The sequence below is a fragment of the Chryseobacterium subflavum genome (genome assembly GCF_055762745.1).
In genome coordinates this window covers 1343539-1361382 of record NZ_JBVTMR010000001.1, presented here as the reverse complement: position 1 = coordinate 1361382, position 17844 = coordinate 1343539, and the positions used below count along the sequence as shown (strand labels likewise).

Below are 17844 nucleotides of genomic sequence, written 5' to 3'. Positions count from 1 at the left end.
GTAACAAAATATTATTTCTGCTTATCAAAAGTCATTTCATTTTCTTTGTATTATTCAAGACCAGAGGAAAATTTATTTTAGAAGAAGGTGAAAAAATATACCACAAATACAAGTTTTTAATAGACTAAATATTTTGTATTGGCATTTATGGTTAGATTTTTGAAGTGTAATACATGAAATGAATTATCATTTTATTCAATTTTCTTAACCAATCACTTAAAATATAATATTATGTCAACAAAAGATCTTGTCCATTTGGAGGCAATCAAAAAGATTCAGGAACTTTCGACGAAAGCAAGAATTTGTATGTTTTGTACAGAACTGAAAACTGTTCCTGTTAATTCCCGTCCTATGACTTTACAGGAAACGGATGACAGCGGGAATTTATGGTTTATAAGTAGTGAAACCAGCAATAAGAATTTTGAGATCAAAGAAGATCGAAGAGTTCAACTATTCTTTATGAATAATGATGATTCCCAGTATCTTTCTGTATACGGTGAAGCATCTGTATACAAGGATAAAGCTACAATTGAGGAAAAATGGTCTGCAATGGCAAAGGCCTGGTTCGATGGTAAAGATGATCCTAATGTGACCATTATCCGGGTAGAACCGAAAGAAACCTATTATTGGGACACTAAGGCTGGAAAACTGGTAAGCTTGTTAAGCTTTGTTGCTTCTGCCGTTACAGGAATCAAGACCAATAATGCTGATGGTGTGGAAGGCAACGCCAGCATTTGATCATAAAAAAGCAGACCGATTTCTCGGTCTGCTTTTTTAGTATTTTCCTTCTCTATTAATACAGGTTTTGACCTGTTTTCATTTTATTTTTTCACATCTTCCAGCGATGCTCCGAAATTAATATGAAGTACATTCCCGTTAGGAGTAATTAAAGCAGGTACAGACTTTACACCAGCTTTTTCTGCAGCATCAATTCTGTCCCTTTCCTCTCCAAGGTGTACAACTTCTATATGGTCTTGACCGATCAGGTTAATGATATCATGCTCTGCACTGACACATACAGGACATCCCGCATGATAAAAAACGGATTTTTTCATTTGATTAATTTTTAAGATTATTAATAATATTTTTTAACTCTTTTATTTCATTTTCCTGCAAGGGTTTTAGAGGACTTCTTAAGCAGCCTCCATCTTCACCCAGGATATTTAAACCAGCTTTAATCGCTCTCGGAAGTCCTTTGGAAACAATAAACCTGAGTAATTCCACCTGTTTATAAAAAATATCCTGAGCCTCCTGTAATTCGTTATTTTCAATGGCTTTGTACAAATCTATATTCAGTTCAGGAATTAAATTAGGAGCTGCAGTACACCATCCTCTTGCACCAGCCGCAAATGCAGCAAGCGCCAACGGGTTTGATCCGTTATAAAAAGCGACATCCTCTCCAAGCTCTTTTCGCAGGTAATGCATTCTTTGGATATCACCTGTGCTTTCTTTAATCATAGTAACATTGGGAATTTCCAACAACCTTTTCAGTAAGGCCGGTGACATATCTACTCCACCGGTTGCCGGATTATTATACGCCATAATGGGTATTGATATTTTACCGGCTACTTTATCATAATGAGCAACGATTTCGTCATCTGTTAATTTCCAGTAACTCATTGGAATGATCATTACAGCATCAGCTCCCGCCTTTTCAGCAAATTGTGCATGATACGTTGTTTTTTCAGTGGTTAAATTAGAAACACCTACCAGTGTCGGGATCCTTCCCTTTACCTGCTTTAGTGTTGCTTCCGTTACAGCCTCTTTTTCTTCATCTGATAAATACGGCAATACACCGGTACTTCCCAAAGGTGCAATACCGTTACTTCCGGAAACAACAAGTCTTTCGACTAACTTTTTGAAAAGAGGAAGATCTACTTTTTCATTTGTATCAAATGGGGTTATAGGATAGGCAATGATCCCTTTAAATGGAACGTTTTTCATGTATTTCTTCTTTTAAATGGTAATTTGATTTTACAAATCTCTTCCTTCTTCCTCTCTCAATGCTACGCCCAGGTTTTGTAATTGCGGAGCATTTTCACAGGCAATGTATTTTGCAGGTTCGGTATCACTGAGGTTTTGATGCTTGTGCCATCCCCACGATGGAATATATACAGCATCTCCGGCCTGCCATTCCACTTTTTCGCCTTCTATTTCCGTCCACCCTTTTCCTTCTATAACATACAGAACCGTTTCATAAGTATGACGGTGCCTGTTGGTTTGCTGCCCGGGTAATAATCCTCCAATGGTCATGCTTACATTTTTACTGGGCAGATCCACAAAGAAAACAGGATGTTTTCTTTCTGTTGAAAACTGATTATGCTCACCAGCTCTTTCTACATTTTTATGAATGAGATGACTGGGTTTTTGGAATTCTGGTCTTGCAAAAGTTTTATGAAAATCTTTTGAACTGAATTTTTCATTGTCCATGATGTAAAATATTTAATGTTTTTTGCATTATTGCATGACAAAATTATTTTATATTTGGACCAGTTAACTGATTCAGTTTTTATAAAAACAGGTAGTCCAGATGTTGCGTCCTTGGAAATTAGAATTTAAAATCGATAAAAAAAGCTCAAAAGCAGTATATCTTCAGATTGCAGATACCATCATAGCAGATATCCGTTCCGGAAGATTAAAAGCCGGAGATGTACTTCCGGGCAGTCGTATTCTGGCCTCAATGCTTGAAGTGAACAGAAATACAGTCGTTGAGGCTTACCAGGTTTTGATTAATGAGGATTGGGCAATCTCTAGAGAGCGTAAAGGTATTTTTGTTTCTGACAGATTACCTTCTTCATTGGAACTTTATCCCGTTGATATCAAAGCCCGTATAAATGATCATATCCCTTATGCAGATCCTTTTATCATTGATTTTGATGACGGGCATCCAGACAGTAAAATAGCTCCTATTACTGAATTGGCCAGAGCTTACCGTCAGATATTCGACAGGAAAGCCAGATGGCAGATGATGGGATATACAGATGTTCACGGTGACATTGAATTCCGGAGAGCAATTTCCCGGATGCTTAATCACCAAAGAGGAATGGATACCACTGAACATGAGATTTCCATAACCCGGGGAAGCCAGATGGCCATGTTTCTTACTGCAAAAAGCCTTCTAAATCCCGGAGATTATGTAGTGGTCGAAAATCCAGGATATAAACCTGCCTGGAAAGCAATTGAGCATACAGGAGCCCAACTTTTGCCCGTATCTGTAGATCAAGAAGGTATAATCGTGGAAGATCTTATTCAAATTCTGAAAAAGAACAAAAAGATAAAAGCAATATATTTGACGCCTCACAGACAGTATCCTACAACCGTTACTTTAAGTCTCGCTAGAAGGCTAAAATTAGTAGAGCTTTCCAATGAATATGGCATTACGATAATTGAAGATGATTACGATAATGAATTTCATTTTGGTTACCGGCCCATCCTTCCCCTTTCAAGTTTTGCGGAGCTAGACAATTATATATATATCGGGACTATGAGTAAAGTTGTTGCTCCGGCTTTAAGAATTGGCTATTTAGCAACCAAGGACACTTTATTGCTTGAAAAGATCGGAGAATTGAGGAAGATCATTGATGTACAAGGTGATGTGATTATGGAACAGGCTGTTTTGGAGCTGATCAAGGAAGGAGCGGTACGAAAGCATATTAAAAGAGCTACTATTCATTACAGGAATAAGAGAGATTTTGTATACCGGCTTTTAAAACAACATATGGCGGGTTGTGCGGATTTTAATTTACCAGATGGAGGACTTGCTTTCTGGATTACACTTAAAGCAGAATTGAACTGGGATATAGTAACTCGTTTGTTATTAGATCATAAAATTAAAATAATTCATCCCAAGCATTATGGCTTTGATCAACATATTAATGGATTCAGACTCAGTTACGGTTCTCTTTCAGAGGAACAGCTAGAGCAAAGTATCAAGGTTATCGGGGAAATATTGTCTGGTCAACATCAACAAAGCTCTCCCGTTTAGGAAAGCTTGATGATTATTGATTGTTAAAATGCCTACTTAAAAACTTTTCATTCAACTTACTTTAGTTCTTCTAAAATTTGAGCCCATTTCCGTTGGAAGGAATGATGTTCAAAGGATGAAACATTTCTACTTTCCTTGCTGCATTAACATTAATCAGGGATTTTCGTCATGAGCCATGTCAACGGGTTTAGATTCTGGTGACCCTTTCTCCCTAAGCCAGATGGATAGAATAACAAGAGAAAAAACAGCTAGAAATTCGCTTTGCCAATTCTGAAATGATTCAAACCAGAAACGGGATTCCGTTATATAATCAAATGCTGTAATAACAGGTTTTTCCTTGGAAATCTGCTCCGTATTGTACTCTTTGAGACTACCGTAAAAATGCAGTGCAAAGCTTAAAAGAAATAAAATGGCAAAGGCAATGGATAGAGAATGCTTATATATCGTTAACCAAATGCCTCCTTTCTTCACAGGCCAGGGTGCTTTTGGATGTGGGACAGGTTCTTTGTCTACATCTTCTTTTTCTTCTAGGGATTTGGATTCGCTGGAGCCCTTTTGTCTAAGGGAAATCGTCAGTAAAACATAGATCATCATCTGGAGGAATTCACTTTCCCAGTTTTCAAAAGTCGCCTGAATGAAATGACCGCTGTATACATATTCGCTCAGGCTGAGAGTAGCATTTCCTTCCTCCAGTAATTCTTTATTCTGAGTATTCCAGCCAGTTAAAAACTGCCCCAAAAGACAAATGAGCATTAAAGAAATTAAAACAATACTCAGACTATTCCGGTAAAAGAAATTATTTTTTGACATGACCGTAAGTTTTAAAATTAAGATTCTATTCTTTGCAAATCCTTTACGGCAGGACCCGTAAGAAGTTTACCATTAACATTAAAACGGGATCCGTGACACGGGCAGTCCCAAGTGATCTCTGCACTATTCCATCTTACTTCACATTTTGCATGTGGACAGGTACTCTTTACCATATGTAAACTCCCTCCTTTCTCTTTGTACAGCGCATAAGATTCTCCTTCGTATCGGATCACCTTGGCTTCACCGTCTTTAATCTCTGAAAGTGAAGTTATTTTTTCAGTGAGTAATTTGTCTTTAATAAAATCAAACATTACAGTTGCCTGCTCCTGTACAAAAGTTGAAAATCCAGCGATAGGTTTGATCCTTCCGGGAGAAAAAAGCTGCTCATATTTATTAGATCCTTTTACAATTAAATCACTTAAGATCTGTGAGGTAATCGTTCCGAAGATCATCCCATTTCCCCGAAACCCCGTTGCTGTATAAATACGACCTTTACTTCCCGGCAATACTCCGATATAGGGTAAGCCATCTACCGGCTCGTAATACTGACTGGACCAACTGTATTGAGCTGTCCCCACGTCAAAATACTGACGCACATAATTTTCAAGCCTCGAAAAACATACTCCTGTATCATCAGAATGTCCTGTTTTATGGTCTTCCCCACCTGCAATTAGAAGGTTTTTCCCATCGATTTCCTGAATCCTGTAATAATGATACGGATCTACCAGATCATAACCAAGATCTTTCGGGTATGAATCACCTTTTAAGGTAAATGCAATGGCATAACTTCTATAAGGTGCATTCATAAAATGAAGCTGGTTAATCCCTGGAGGAATGTGAGTGGCATAAATTACATGTGTGGCATTGATTATGCCTTTCGATGTATGCAATCTCACCATATCGTCAAACTCCTCATGGCTTTCACAAAGGCACTTTTCGATAAACGCACCACCGGCGGCGATAAAAGCTTCGGTAAGTTTTTTTATATATTTAACCGGATGAAATTGCGCCTGATCAGGAATAATTGCCGCTGCTTTAAACGGGATGGGAAATGGAATATCGTTAATAGAATCAATACGATGTCCTACTTTTGAAGAGCCTTCTATAATATCAGCGAGTTTCTTTTCCTGCTTTTCATCCAGAGCAAAAAGATAGCCGGTTTTCATCTCGAAATCGCAATCAATATCAAACTCATGGATATTGTTTTTAATAATATGAAGTGCTTCTATTCCTACATTTTTTAAGAGTATGGCATTATCTAATCCAAAATCTTTAATAGCTTCAGCATAGGTGGTATCAAAGAAATTGTTCAGGTGAGCAGTGGTGCCTCCTGTTGTTCCAAAGCCAATATTGGAGGCTTCCAGGATAATGCACTTTTTGCCGGCCTTTTGCAGGCGCATTGCTGTTGAAATACCAGTAATACCGCCACCTACTATGGCTACATCATACAATGGGTCTGTATGGATTTTAGATGGGAATTTCCTGATTTCTTCCTGCCATATACTTTTTCGTACGCCGTCTCTAAACATAATAGATGTTTTAAGTTGTTATTCCAAAATATCAGATTTGTTTCCATTACTTATTAATGCACCCTACTTTTTAAGAGTGATGGTGTCGTTTTCGACATCCGGACTTTTATATTTTGCCTTTGGCTCATCTTCTTCGAGATTGCATCTGCATGAAACCGTAGAAAAGAGACAAAAAATACCTAAAAGGATCGTTGCTGTTGTTTTCATAATACAAGTATTTTGATGGTTTATATTATTTTTGAATCCAGATGCTTACAGAGCGGGCATTTACTTTAAAAACGGCCCTTCCGTTCTCATCTGATTTTATTTTATCTTTTCTCTGTTGAAGAAAATCGGAATATTCGGAATTAGCATTTGCTTTCCCCAGATCAATTTCTTTGGCCCCCTCACCGTTGTTAGAAATGATGATGATACATCCTCTGTGTTTTTCATCACCTTTTCTCATCCATGCAATGCAGTTCGGATCATCAAAATAGTTGATCTGCTCACCATGGGCAAATTCCTGCCGGGCTTTTAAAAGCAGTGGCAAAAGCTGAACTTTAGGCATAGAAACTTTAATTTCTTTACCCCCTGACAAGTCAGTATATTCAGCGCCGTATAGATCCGGATAGAAAATACATGGATAAGCATTTTCGTTCATAAGGATCAATGTGTAGGCAATCGGTTTAAACCAATCTTTAACGACAGATTCCAACGCCTGAAGTCTTTGGGTCATGATTTTCTACAAATGAAACTGAGCATCTGGGGTTCTGACTTAAAAGAGTGCCATCCAGAATATTTCTCAGATCATATTTCTCCTCTTCATTGGAGGCATTATAAAAATGGTAATGCAACGGAACATCAAAATAACATAAAAGGTCTTCCATGAATTCAGAAAAGTCGTTGATTTTTACTACCTCATCTTTCCACAATTCCCCCATAATAAAAATATCAGGCTTAAGCTCCGTTTTTATGTAGGTAATCCATTCTTTTAAAAAATCATAGGAAATATGTTTTAACGCATCAAGACGAAGTCCGTCTACTTTAGTCGTATCCACATACCATTTAATCCATCTTTTCATTTCTCTAACAACCTCCGGATTCCGGTATTCCACATCTGCTCCCATCAGATAATCGTAATTTCCAAACTGATGACTGACAGAGTCATTCCATTCTTGCCCCGACGTATTGTGGATTTTAAAAACTCCCTGCTTTTCATTGTTGTCCTTAACAATAGTATCTATACCACTAAAACAGTGAAAATCCCATATGAAATCCGAGTATTTTCCATTTCTCCCGGGAAAAGTAAATTTCGTGAAAGCCGATGCTGAAAAAGAATTTCCTACCATTTCATTTCTGTTTTCTCCGTTTACTTCATGTACGATAATATCTTCTTTTTCATCCCCTCCTATCCTGTGGTTAAGAACGATATCCGCATACACCGACATTCCAATATCATGCGCTTTTTGAATTGCGGTAAGGTATTCTTCTTTTGTTCCATATCGTGTGGCTACTGTCCCCTTCTGATCAAATTCCCCTAAATCATATAAATCATATACATCGTAGCCTCTTCCCTCTTTACCCAGCCCGCCTTTTGTAGCAGGAGGAAACCATACGGCAGTTATCCCAAGTTCTTTTAGATCATCTGCTTTTTCTAAAAACTCTTTCCAGAGGTTTCCTTCATAATACCAATGGAAAAATTGCATAATAACTCCATTCATATCATTTATCCATTCACAATAAGTCCTCCGTTAGGATGTAAAACCTGCCCCGTAATCTGCGCAGATTCTGTACTGGCAAGGAATAAAAAACTGTAGGCAACCTCTTCGGGAGTTGCATTTCTCTCAAACGGAGGTTTGCTGGGATCCTCCTCTTCTTCACCAAAAGTTTCCTTGGTAAGAGGTGTTGCTACAGGTCCCGGTGCAACAGCATTGATCCTGATTCCTTTGGATTTCGACTGTAATGCCAGGGAACGGGTAAAAGATACAATTGCCCCTTTTGTAGCAGAATAGTCTACCAGTTCTTCATGTCCCTGATAAGCCACCGCAGAGGTTGTATTAATAACACTTCCCCCTTCTTTCAGATAAGGGAAAACTACTTTTGTAAGCAGGATCATTCCGATGATGTTGGAATCAAATGTTTTTCTGATATTTTCTTCCTCCAATTGTTCGATATCCTCTGCAGGAAACTGAACTCCTGCGTTATTCACTAGGATGTCTATGCCTCCGAATTCTTCAGCCACCTTCGCTGCCGTCTTTTCACAAAATTCATAGTCATTGATATCTCCCCTAAAAAGGATTGATTTTCTGCCTATCATCATAATGTCATTCTGTGTTTTTTCTGCATCCTCATCATCAGCATGGTAAATGATGGCAATATTAGCTCCCTGCCTTGCAAACAACAAGGCAACCGCTTTTCCAATGCCACTGTCAGCTCCTGTGATAAGAACCGACTTGTTGTTTAATCTTAATTCTCCCATGATCTTTAGTGTTTTTCTGAAACCGGCTCCTGCATGGCACCCATTCTCTGAGCAGCCATGCTGTCCGTCGATACATTAAGCATCGCAACATTTAACTTATTTCTTGTCCCTGAAATGATCTTATCATCTCCTTTCATCAGAGCATTGAATCCATCCATGGCAACATCTGCCGGAGAGGAAAAATTTTCTTTATCTTCCATGATCTTGCTCCTGGTCATATCTGCTTTGTTAAAGAAATCCGTATCTGTCGGTCCCGGTAAAAGGGCTGTTACAGTAATTCCGGTATCCTTCAGTTCTTCACGGATAGCTTCAGACCATGATAATATAAATGCCTTAGTACCGTGGTAAACGGAATGCCAGGGCCCGGGAGATTTGCTTGCAATGGACGCCAGGTTAAGTATTTTTCCACTTCCTTTGGATATGCGATCCTTTAAAAATAGTTTAGTCAGGATCACCACCGATGTGATATTGAGGTTGATGATATCTATTTCCCTGTGTATATCAGTATCCTGAAATTTACCATAAACTCCCTGGCCTGCATCATTAACCAAAATTTCCGGACTAATGGCGTTGGCTTTGAGTTCAGAGTACAAAGAATAAGCTTCATCCTGCAGGAAAAGATTTTTGGAGATAGGGATCACATTCACTCCGTAGCTTTTAAATTCTTCTGCTTTAATTTTGAGCTGATCATGATTTCTGGAAACAATAACCAGGTCATATCCGTTTTTGGCAAAAATTTTGGCAAGCTCATAGCCTATTCCACTTGTAGCCCCTGTAATGAGTGCATATTGATTTTTACGTTCCATAAGTTTATTTTAATATTAAAACCTGGTTAAGCTCACTTTTAAAGCATCCTAGAATAAATTCGGTATAATATAACTGTGCATCCAATGCCTGAGTTTTAGGATGAAGTTCAAGCTTTTTACTCAGAACAATTTCTCCTTTGTATGAAAATGCGAAATATGAAAATATTTTATAGGATGAACTTCTCACCGGTGTACAATAACCTGTAGTTGCAATGGACCAGTCTGTATCAAATAATCTTGCGACACTCAGGGCCATGGTTTTGGCAATATTCTCAGATACGCAATCACATTCTTCAGCTTCTTTCTGATCCACATCCAGAAATATAACTTTCTGTGGTAAAGTGTAGGCGGTGATACCACCATTATAGAATAGAGAAGCGTTTGGCATTTGTGAAAATGCAAGCTGTAATAAGCCTGATGTTACACTTTCTGCTACAGCAATTGTTTCTCCTGTTTTAAGTAAGGACTGGCTTATATATTGAAGCAAATTTTCTTGAAATTTCATAATCGTAAATTTTTAAGTGATTAATTGGTGTACCATGTCGTGTTTCATACTTTCCATGGGTCCAGGACGACTTTCACACAGCCATCTTCCTTTTTGTCGAAGATTTCATAGCCTTTGGCTACTTCATCCAGCCCGAGACGATGGGTGATAATATCATCGAGTTTTACTTCCCCATGTTCTACATGTTTCATCAGTCTGTCTATAATGGGATGTACAGGAGCCTGTCCTGCTTTTAAAGTGATTCCTTTATCAAAGATCTGTCCGAGTTTAAAATTATCGTAATTCACAGGATAGACCCCCAGAATAGAGACGGTTCCTCCACGTCTTACCGCACTCATGCAGGCCTCCAATACCTTGATTGATCCCTTTTCAAAATTCAGGACGGCTTTTGCCCTGTCCAGCAAATCTCTTTCAGGTTCGAAACCAACAGCATCAATGCAAAGATCGGCTCCGCGCCCGTCCGTCATGTCCCTGATCTGTTCAATGGTATTTTTGGCATCTTCCCATAAAATGGTTTCACAGCCCGTCAGCCTTTTGATCTGATCCAGCCTGTACTGTAAAGTATCAATTACAATGACCTTTTTGGCATTATGAAGAATGGCGCTTTTTACCGACATGGAACCAACGGGTCCGGCCCCAAAGACCGCTACTGTTTCTCCATCTTTTAATTCGCCCCACATAACGCCGGTATAGCCTGTCGGGAAAATATCGGTAAGAAATAAAACCTGTTCATCGGTAAGGTTATCGGCTACTTTTCTGGGTCCGAAATGAGCATAGGGAACCCTTACATATTGTGCCTGCCCACCATCATAACCGCCATAAAGATCCGTATACCCGAATAAGCCGCCTCCTTTTTCGGTAAGGATTCCGCCTTCTGGTCCATAATGTTCCGGATTACTGTTTTCACAAGCACCCGGCAGATCGTGCTGACAAAAAAAGCAGCCTCCACAGGCAACGGGGAATGGAACAACCACCCGGTCTCCAATGTTCAGATGGGTGATGCCTTTACCCAGTTCCTCTACAATTCCCATAAATTCATGTCCCATGACCATAGGACGAACTTGTGGTAATCCCCCTGAATACATATGAAGATCACTTCCGCAAATGGCTGTAGAGGTTACTTTTAAAATGATATCATTTGAATCCTGAATAACGGGATCGTCTACTGTGTCGCAGGTAATTTTACCTGGTGCGTGAAAAACTGCAGCTTTCATAATGTAATATTTTGGTGTGATGGTGTTGTTGGTGTGTAGTATGAATTTCTAAGAATTCCTTTCCGTTTCCAGATGCCACACCCTATGACGGGCAATAGCGTCGATAAACCGGTCTTCTGAATTCTGATCCGATGCTTTTATAATCGCAGGGTCTTCGTGCTTTTTATGAGCTACATTAGAATTAGCATAAAGGTTATCCGTTCCAGCTCCAAAATAAAGAGCTTTACAGTGTTGATATGCTTCGTTTATAAAGTTGAGGACTGCATGTTTGTTTTCAGGGCTCAAAAGCTCTTTTTCAGACAGTTCTCCCGGACAAAGCAATAACGCATCAAAACATACACTCTTTGTACTGGTGAGAGAATGCTTGGGAATAAAAGAAGTACCATCATCAGCTGTCACGGGTGCTACGCTCGGACCTATGATCTGTACCTGGGCACCATTCTTTTCAAGAAGGTTTTTCAGCCGGGTTGTTGATTTAGCATCTGTTCCGTTCCCCATTATAAATCCAATGATCCTGCTTTTAATAGTATCTTTAACCGTATTTTCCATGCTTAAGGCCTCTGATTTCGAAATTTCAGGTTCCCTTTCCTCGCTTTGCAATTCTTTCGGATCCGCATCTGCCGGTATACTTTGATTGGGTTGCTCAGGTTTTTTAACTTTTACCCCTAATTTATTTGCTACAATGGATGCCAGCTTTTCATCTATGAATGCTAGTTGACCCACTAACCTTTCCCTGATTGCAGGAACGGTTACTTTAGAAAGTTCAAAAATAAGAGCATTTTGCAAATGGAGCTGTTCCGGATCAGATTGACTGTTATAGAACAGCTTTGCCTGGGAATAATGATCAACGAAACTCTTACTTCTTGATCTTATTTTAGCTCCTGAGACAGGCTCCTGATGAGAAACAAATCCTCCTTCCTTCATCATAGCCTGGAAAGGACATCCACCTCCTATAGAATTGGGTTCGTAACTTACTTTTCCTTTAACGATCTGTTGTCTCATATGGCCGTCACGCTGGTTATTGTGTACGGTATTTACAGATCTGTTGATGGGAATTTCATGGAAATTGGGTGAACCTAACCTGGATAACTGGGTATCTGTATATGAAAACAACCTACCCTGAAGCAGTGGATCATTACTGAAGTCTATTCCGGGAACAAGATGTCCGGGATGGAAAGCGACCTGTTCTGTTTCAGCGAAAAAATTATCAGGATTTCTGTTTAAAGTTAAAGTTCCTACGATCTCTACGGGAACAATTTCCTCAGGAATAATTTTGGAAGGATCTAAAAGATCAAAATCAAAACGATGCTCATCTTCTTCAGGCACTAACTGTACCCCCAGATCCCATTCAGGAAAACTTCCCGATTCAATGGCCTCCCAAAGATCTCTCCTGTGAAAATCCGGATCTGCACCTGAAATTTTCAAGGCTTCATCCCATGCAACAGAATGCACTCCCAGCCTTGGCTTAAAGTGAAATTTCACGAAATGGGATTTCCCTTCCTCATTAATCAGTTTAAAAGAATGGACACCGAATCCCTCCATCATTCTGAAACTTCTTGGGATGGCTCTGTCGCTCATCAGCCACATGATCATATGCATGCTTTCCGGCATTAAAGAAATAAAATCCCAGAAAGTATCGTGTGCTGAAGCAGCTTGCGGAATTTCGTTGTCGGGTTCCGGTTTTACCGCATGGATAAGATCAGGAAACTTTATAGCATCCTGAATAAAAAATACAGGCATATTATTCCCCACCAGATCATAATTTCCTTCATCTGTATAGAATTTTACAGCAAATCCTCTTACATCCCTTGCCAGGTCTGTGCTTCCCCGGCTACCTGCAACCGTTGAAAACCTGACAAAAACTGGAGTTTCTTTACCTATCTCACTGAGGAATCTAGCTTTCGTGTATTGGGAAAGACTTTTTGTTAATTTAAAAACGCCATGAGCTCCTGAACCTCTCGCATGAACTATTCTTTCGGGTATACGCTCATGATCGAAATGGGTGATCTTCTCCCTGAGAATAAAATCTTCCAGTAAAGTGGGTCCCCTTTCTCCTGCCTTTAGCGAATTCTGGTTATCATTAATTTTAAGCCCCTGGTTCGTCGTTAACATTTCGTTGTCGTTAGAGGTACTTAATGATTCCAGTTGTTCAATCTTTTGATTATTTTGTGCATCTTTTTTCATAATAGTGTAATTGTTGATTGGTGTTACTCCGAAGAGCTGTTATTCTATGTGATTTATTTCTCTGTCCAGACTATTGATAAGTTTCTGAAGATATTCTTCTTCTTTTAAGACCTTATAATAAGCTGTTTTAGCATATAATGTAAAATTCATATTCCCTGTTGTTTCATGAATATTGGGATGGGTTATTGAACTTTCATTTTGGTATCGGGTGATGGAAGTAATACATTCTGATGTATAATTATCCAGTGTTGTTTTCAATTGTCCGCAGCAGGCATTATGTTTTATTTTTTCCAAAGATTTCATAACAAATGCACTTACTCCATAGGTATTAATGATACCGGGAAATAAAGATTCATTCTCAAGGATATTATTTTTATCATAGAGGCCCGAATGTTTTAATGTTTCATTTTCAAATATCATAACCGTGGATGTTTAAATTTGTGGGACTTTCAGATACTTGTCAAAATAATGCAGATCTTCTTTGTTCTTTATGGAAAGATAGAACATGATCTGTTTCGGCTCCTTTAATCCGATGCTGTTAAAGTCTTCAAAATGGCCAATCATGGCTCTGATGCTTTCGGTATCAATATCCTTTACCGTAATAAAAACAAGGAAAAGATTCTGTCCGATTTCTTTGGCATATACATTAGCGCTGTCTTCCAGCCATTTCCCTTTATTGGTAACCTCTTTAAACTGATCACATTGTATTGATTTGATTATCGCCTGGTAATTCATTTTGCTATAAGGTATTAAATAAGCCAGATCAATAGAAGCATCCATCTGGCTTATATAGGTAAATGTTTAATCTTCCTGCTCAGCATCAAAATTGATGTAGGTCTCAGCGATCTCAGTTAAGGTATAATCTGTATCCTCTTCTTCTTCGAGGGTCTTTTCCAGAAGATCCGCTGCCTTATCATGTCCCATTGTTATAGCGAGCTGAGCAAGGCCACCATAGGTTGCTATTTCATAATGTTCTACTTTCTGCGCTGCAATAATTAAAGCGGCATCCCGGGTCATCGATCCGTCTTTGGTGGATTTTATAATCTCTTCTCCTTCTTTAATGATCCCTTTTATAGCTTCGCATTCTTTCTTTTCAGGCTTCTCATCGATTAATTTAAAAACCTTTTCAAGGCGGCTTACATGTTTTTTAGTCTGTAACTGATGATCTTCAAAAGCATCTTTCAGTTCCTCTGTCGTAGCGGCTTCCTGCATTTTTTCGAGAGCATCAATAATTGCATTTTCAGCAAAATAAATATCTTTTAATGCACTTACAAAAAATTGATGGAGGGAAGAATCTTTCATCTCCTTTTCATTAACAGAAGCGTTTCCTACTGTTATTTTCTTTTCAGGAGTTGTTGTAGCTGTATTGGTTTCTGATGTTTTCGTTGCCATAATGTGTGGTGTTTAATAGTAAAGATTGCCCCTTCTATCAGGGAAGGGACAATCTGATTAATAATATAAATTATGAATTACGTCTGCCTCCGAATCCTGATCTTCCGGAACCTGATCCCGAACCCGATGATCTTCCACCTCCATGAGATGCCTGACCGCCCATACGGGCGATTCTTGTACGTTCAGCTTTGCTCATGGCAGCAAAACCTCTTCTTGAACTTCCGTTTCCGGAATTTGTCCCACGGCCAGAGGAATTACCACTATTTGATCTAGAACCTGAACCTCTGGAACTACTATTGCTTGATGATCTGCTATTGGAACCGGAATTTCCAGATCTGGAACCCGAAGAAGACCTTCCACCTCCATGCGAAGCTTCACCACCCATACGGGCAATTCTTGTACGCTCAGCTTTACTCATAGATGCAAAACCTCTTCTTGAAGTTCCATTTCCTGATGAACTCCCTCTTCCTCCGGAACGTGATCCGGAATTAGAGTTGCTACGGGACCCAGAGCTACCTCCTCTTCCTCTTCCTGATGTAAATCGGCCCTGACTGTCTCTTTGCTGATTTCCATTTCCTGACCTACCACGACCTCTGTTGCCACTGCCATTGTCATCGTCGTCGTCATCTTCATCATCATAATCCTCATAATCGTCATCTTCATAATCTTCATCTTCATCGTCGTAATCTTCATCATCATACTCCTCATCGTCGTCATCATATTCATTATCATAATAATCCTCATAATCTGAGAAATCATCATCATAATCCTCTTCTTCGGATGCGTCGTTATAACCATGGTCATAACCTAATTGATACACTTCTTCAAGTGTTGATCTTGACTCATTGGATGAATTACCTCTTGAACTTCGATTGTTTGAATTTCTGGTGTTCATAACTTTAAATTTTTGTAATTAATATTGCGTGATGTTATTAATTATTGGACGTGACTAGTATTGAACAACAATTAATGATTTGATGTTTTAAATAAATTGTACAGCAAAAAAGGAGTAATTATTTTACTCTGGAAAAGGAATTACATTCCTTAGTTGTAAATTAGTATATCAAAGATAGGAGATTAAAATACCTATTCTTATGACTTGAATCATGTTACTAATATAAAATTCGTCTATTTTCGATTTTAATAGAATTTTCTTTTTCCATTTTCTTTAACGTTCTGATAACAGTCTCTACACGCAACCCGGTAAGGTTGGCAATCTGCTGTCTCGTCAGCTCTATGGGAAATTCAAACTGGCAGTCATTCTCCGAATAGCTCTTCAGGTACTCCATGAGCCCTTTCAATCTAAATACAGGATTCTGATATGCCATATACTGGGTCATCAGTATTTTATAGTACAGCCTCTGAGAAAGGCAGGCGTTCATCATTAAAGAAAGATCTGGATTTTTTTCCAGTAACTTCAGGAAGCTTTCTTTTGATATCCTTATAATTTGTGTAGATGTTAACGCCGTTGCATTTGTTGGATATAATTTATCCAGAAAAAGTAGAGGATCTCCAAAACTCTGGTTTTTACCTAATATATTCTGGATAAATTCTTTTCCTTCTTCGTTATAATTATTAAGCTTTACTTTTCCATCAACAATCTGAAAATAATAAAGCGCATGGTCACCTTCTCTGAAAATCAATTCTCCTCTTTTATATGTTTTATCTTCTGCACCAAAAGAATATAAAAGTTTTTGGTCAATATTCATGCAGCTTATTGTTTTCATTCTGTTTCCATTTGTACCCAGAAAAATACTAAAACTAAACCTTAATACAAAATTTTTCTGTTTTCAATCTGCACGGTGCATTCTTTTTCCATTTTTTTAAAAGATCGTATGACTGTTTCTACACACAAGCCTGTAAGATTAGCCATCTGCTGTCGGGTTAAAGGAATAGAAAATGAATAAGGGCTCTTGTCATTATGAAAGCTCTTCAGGTAATCCATCAAACCTTTTAGGCGTGTTATAGGATTAAGGGAAGATATATTCTGCATCATTACATATTTATAATAAAGCCTTTGGGATAAAAAGTTGCTGATTTCAAGATAGAGCTCAGGAGATTCCTCCAGCAATTGAAAAAAAGATTTTTAGAAAGTCTCAGGATATTACATTCCGTCAATGCCTCGGCATTCATAGGATAAGGTTTATCTATGAAGAGAATAGACTCGCCACAGCATTGTCCTTCTGATAAGATGTTCTGGATAAATTCCTTACCATCTTCATTATAATTATTCAATTTTACTTCACCCTCTACAATCTGATAATAATAGTGTGCAAAATCTCCTTCACTAAAAATAAAATCCGAAGGACTATATTGTTTTGTCTCAGCTCCCATAGAATATAAGACGTTTTCGTTGATTACCATAATATTTAGTTTTTGGTATTATTACATAAACAAAGTTCACAAAAACACCCTAGTAAAATATTTTAATGGACCAATGCTTTTATAAGTGCAATAATTGCACCTATTGATTATTTTTTATGTTAATTATGATTTAATTAACTAATTGAAATACAAATTATTATATGAAAATATTTTACGTAAGTCTATCAACAAAAGGCATTCGTGAGATATCACGAATACCCATTTACTTGAAAGAATTTTTACGTTAATTTGAAGAATTATCTCTTTTTATTTGTGGTAGAATCCTGTGCAGGCATAGTGGTTGTGCCGGATTGGGCAGTACTGTCTCTGGAAGGCAATGATGTAGTCATCGTGTCAGAGGCTGGAGGAACAGCTCCCATCGTATCCCCCGGAACTGTAGTTACCGTGTCAACGCCGTTATTCATCTGATTTTCCTTTTCTTTTTTGCAACTCAGGATAAGTAAACCCATGATGCTTAATGATAAGATCAATTTCATAATATTTTTATTTTGTGGTGTGTGGTGTATATAATATAATTTTAAATAAAAATCAATCATATTTATATATGAACGATTATTTAATAATTATATTTCAAAT

23 protein-coding genes are annotated in these 17844 nt (G+C 38.2%); 2 read left to right on the top strand and 21 right to left on the bottom strand.

Features of this window, described 5'->3' with window-relative positions; genetic code table 11:
- Positions 1-231 precede the first annotated feature (231 nt).
- Entirely contained in the window at positions 232-738 is a 507-nt protein-coding gene (locus AC0INN_RS05890; RefSeq protein WP_306612260.1) for a pyridoxamine 5'-phosphate oxidase family protein, read from the top strand.
- Positions 739-821: 83 nt separating this feature from the next.
- Here the strand turns inward: AC0INN_RS05890 and AC0INN_RS05885 are convergent, their stop codons facing one another.
- The 3 genes from AC0INN_RS05885 to AC0INN_RS05875 are packed head-to-tail and all read right to left on the bottom strand — an operon-like array spanning position 822 to position 2430.
- A complete protein-coding gene (locus tag AC0INN_RS05885; RefSeq protein ID WP_306612258.1) occupies positions 822-1055 on the bottom strand; it encodes a thioredoxin domain-containing protein in 234 nt (77 codons plus the stop codon).
- A 4-nt stretch (positions 1056-1059) separates the two neighbouring features.
- Entirely contained in the window at positions 1060-1944 is an 885-nt protein-coding gene (locus AC0INN_RS05880; protein ID WP_306612256.1) for a dihydrodipicolinate synthase family protein, read from the bottom strand.
- A gap of 30 nt (positions 1945-1974) precedes the next feature.
- On the bottom strand, positions 1975-2430 hold the full coding sequence (locus AC0INN_RS05875; protein WP_273647963.1) for a cupin domain-containing protein: 456 nt from the start codon (positions 2428-2430) through the stop codon (positions 1975-1977).
- A 100-nt stretch (positions 2431-2530) separates the two neighbouring features.
- On the opposite strand from AC0INN_RS05875, the gene pdxR reads away from it, so the two are divergent.
- A complete protein-coding gene (pdxR, locus tag AC0INN_RS05870; RefSeq protein ID WP_306612254.1) occupies positions 2531-3985 on the top strand; it encodes a MocR-like pyridoxine biosynthesis transcription factor PdxR in 1455 nt (484 codons plus the stop codon).
- Positions 3986-4138: 153 nt separating this feature from the next.
- On the opposite strand, the gene AC0INN_RS05865 is transcribed toward pdxR, so the two are convergent.
- From AC0INN_RS05865 to AC0INN_RS05780, 18 genes are all read right to left on the bottom strand, one after another.
- On the bottom strand, positions 4139-4795 hold the full coding sequence (locus AC0INN_RS05865) for a DUF6766 family protein (RefSeq protein ID WP_306612252.1): 657 nt from the start codon (positions 4793-4795) through the stop codon (positions 4139-4141).
- A 17-nt stretch (positions 4796-4812) separates the two neighbouring features.
- Positions 4813-6324 carry an FAD-dependent oxidoreductase gene (locus AC0INN_RS05860; RefSeq protein ID WP_306612250.1) on the bottom strand — a complete coding sequence of 504 codons (1512 nt, stop codon included), beginning with the start codon at positions 6322-6324 and terminating at the stop codon, positions 4813-4815.
- A gap of 63 nt (positions 6325-6387) precedes the next feature.
- Entirely contained in the window at positions 6388-6531 is a 144-nt protein-coding gene (locus tag AC0INN_RS05855; RefSeq protein WP_306612248.1) for a hypothetical protein, read from the bottom strand.
- A 25-nt stretch (positions 6532-6556) separates the two neighbouring features.
- Complete coding sequence (locus AC0INN_RS05850; RefSeq protein ID WP_306612246.1) at positions 6557-7039, bottom strand: alpha-amylase family protein; 483 nt, start codon at positions 7037-7039, stop codon at positions 6557-6559.
- Positions 7002-8024, bottom strand: a complete 1023-nt coding sequence (locus tag AC0INN_RS05845) for an alpha-amylase (protein WP_306612244.1) — start codon at positions 8022-8024, stop codon at positions 7002-7004. The genes AC0INN_RS05850 and AC0INN_RS05845 overlap by 38 nt, the downstream gene beginning before the upstream one ends.
- A gap of 5 nt (positions 8025-8029) precedes the next feature.
- Complete coding sequence (locus AC0INN_RS05840) at positions 8030-8782, bottom strand: SDR family oxidoreductase (RefSeq protein WP_194304268.1); 753 nt, start codon at positions 8780-8782, stop codon at positions 8030-8032.
- A gap of 5 nt (positions 8783-8787) precedes the next feature.
- Entirely contained in the window at positions 8788-9588 is an 801-nt protein-coding gene (locus tag AC0INN_RS05835) for an SDR family NAD(P)-dependent oxidoreductase (RefSeq protein ID WP_306612242.1), read from the bottom strand.
- A gap of 4 nt (positions 9589-9592) precedes the next feature.
- Positions 9593-10093, bottom strand: a complete 501-nt coding sequence (locus tag AC0INN_RS05830; protein ID WP_273647951.1) for a CinA family protein — start codon at positions 10091-10093, stop codon at positions 9593-9595.
- Positions 10094-10137: 44 nt separating this feature from the next.
- The gene (locus AC0INN_RS05825) at positions 10138-11307 is read right to left on the bottom strand and encodes a zinc-dependent alcohol dehydrogenase (protein ID WP_306612239.1); all 1170 of its coding nucleotides are present in this window, start codon (positions 11305-11307) and stop codon (positions 10138-10140) included.
- A gap of 48 nt (positions 11308-11355) precedes the next feature.
- Positions 11356-13491, bottom strand: a complete 2136-nt coding sequence (locus AC0INN_RS05820) for a catalase (RefSeq protein ID WP_306612237.1) — start codon at positions 13489-13491, stop codon at positions 11356-11358.
- A 39-nt stretch (positions 13492-13530) separates the two neighbouring features.
- A complete protein-coding gene (locus tag AC0INN_RS05815) occupies positions 13531-13911 on the bottom strand; it encodes a hypothetical protein (protein WP_306612235.1) in 381 nt (126 codons plus the stop codon).
- A 12-nt stretch (positions 13912-13923) separates the two neighbouring features.
- Complete coding sequence (locus AC0INN_RS05810; RefSeq protein ID WP_306612233.1) at positions 13924-14271, bottom strand: hypothetical protein; 348 nt, start codon at positions 14269-14271, stop codon at positions 13924-13926.
- Between the two features lie 21 nt (positions 14272-14292).
- On the bottom strand, positions 14293-14883 hold the full coding sequence (locus AC0INN_RS05805) for a ferritin-like domain-containing protein (RefSeq protein WP_172282913.1): 591 nt from the start codon (positions 14881-14883) through the stop codon (positions 14293-14295).
- A gap of 70 nt (positions 14884-14953) precedes the next feature.
- Positions 14954-15778: a KGG domain-containing protein gene (locus AC0INN_RS05800; RefSeq protein ID WP_306612231.1), complete on the bottom strand. Its 825-nt coding sequence runs from the start codon at positions 15776-15778 to the stop codon at positions 14954-14956.
- A gap of 217 nt (positions 15779-15995) precedes the next feature.
- Complete coding sequence (locus AC0INN_RS05795) at positions 15996-16610, bottom strand: Crp/Fnr family transcriptional regulator (RefSeq protein ID WP_306612228.1); 615 nt, start codon at positions 16608-16610, stop codon at positions 15996-15998.
- Between the two features lie 41 nt (positions 16611-16651).
- Positions 16652-16879 (bottom strand): helix-turn-helix domain-containing protein, encoded by a 228-nt coding sequence (locus AC0INN_RS05790; RefSeq protein ID WP_306612226.1) that lies wholly within the window; start codon positions 16877-16879, stop codon positions 16652-16654.
- Positions 16879-17247, bottom strand: coding sequence for a Crp/Fnr family transcriptional regulator (locus AC0INN_RS05785; RefSeq protein ID WP_306612224.1), 369 nt, complete (start codon positions 17245-17247; stop codon positions 16879-16881). The genes AC0INN_RS05790 and AC0INN_RS05785 overlap by 1 nt, the downstream gene beginning before the upstream one ends.
- 257 nt (positions 17248-17504) lie before the next feature.
- Positions 17505-17744, bottom strand: coding sequence for a hypothetical protein (locus AC0INN_RS05780; protein ID WP_273647943.1), 240 nt, complete (start codon positions 17742-17744; stop codon positions 17505-17507).
- Positions 17745-17844: the final 100 nt, after the last annotated feature.